The following is a 1,167-nucleotide window of genomic DNA, read 5'->3' as shown; positions in this document are numbered from 1 at the left end:
TGTCTAAAGAAAAATTTGAACGTACGAAACCGCACGTAAACGTTGGTACTATCGGCCACGTTGACCACGGTAAAACAACTCTAACTGCTGCAATCTGTACTACTTTAGCTAAAGTATACGGCGGTGAAGCGAAAGACTTCGCATCTATCGATAACGCTCCAGAAGAGCGTGAGCGCGGTATCACAATCGCAACGTCTCACGTTGAGTACGACACTCCAACTCGTCACTACGCACACGTAGACTGTCCAGGACACGCGGATTATGTTAAGAACATGATCACAGGTGCTGCACAGATGGACGGTGGTATCCTAGTTGTTGCTGCGACAGATGGCCCAATGCCTCAAACTCGTGAGCACATCCTACTAGGCCGTCAGGTTGGTATCCCTTACATCATCGTATTCATGAACAAGTGTGACATGGTAGATGATGAAGAGCTTCTAGAGCTAGTAGAAATGGAAGTTCGTGAACTTCTTTCTGAGTACGAATTCCCAGGTGATGACCTACCAGTAATCCAAGGTTCAGCTCTTGGCGCACTAAATGGCGAGAAGCAGTGGGAAGACAAGATCGTTGAGCTTGCAGAAGCACTAGATTCTTACATCCCAGAGCCAGAGCGTGCAGTAGACCAACCGTTCCTACTACCGATTGAAGACGTATTCTCAATCCAAGGTCGTGGTACAGTTGTAACTGGTCGTATCGAGCGTGGTATCCTAACAGTAGGTGACGAAGTAGAAATCGTTGGTATCAAAGATACTACAGTAACGACTTGTACTGGTGTTGAAATGTTCCGTAAGCTTCTAGACGAAGGTCGTGCGGGTGAGAACGTTGGTGCACTTCTACGTGGTACTAAGCGTGACGAAGTAGAGCGTGGTCAAGTACTAGCAGCTCCTAAGTCAATCAACCCACACACTAAGTTTGAGTCAGAAGTATACGTACTTTCTAAAGACGAAGGCGGCCGTCACACTCCATTCTTCAAGGGCTACCGTCCACAGTTCTACTTCCGTACAACGGACGTAACTGGTGACATCCAGCTTCCAGAAGGCGTAGAGATGGTAATGCCAGGCGACAACGTTCAAATGACTGTTGAACTAATCGCTCCAATCGCAATGGACGAAGGTCTACGTTTCGCTATCCGTGAAGGTGGCCGTACAGTAGGTGCTGGTGTTGTTG

General features: G+C 47.8%; 1 protein-coding gene. It reads left to right on the top strand.

All coding sequences use genetic code 11. The annotated features are described in order from the left end of the window. Positions 1-1,167 (top strand): elongation factor Tu (tuf, locus tag UA76_RS04350; protein ID WP_047043460.1); only part of this gene is annotated, 1,167 nt, incomplete at both ends.

It is taken from the genome of Vibrio mexicanus, assembly GCF_001012815.1.
GTDB classification, from domain to species: domain Bacteria; phylum Pseudomonadota; class Gammaproteobacteria; order Enterobacterales; family Vibrionaceae; genus Vibrio; species Vibrio mexicanus.
The sequence above is the reverse complement of the archived record's forward strand: the minus strand, read 5'-3'. Positions and strand labels throughout refer to the sequence as shown.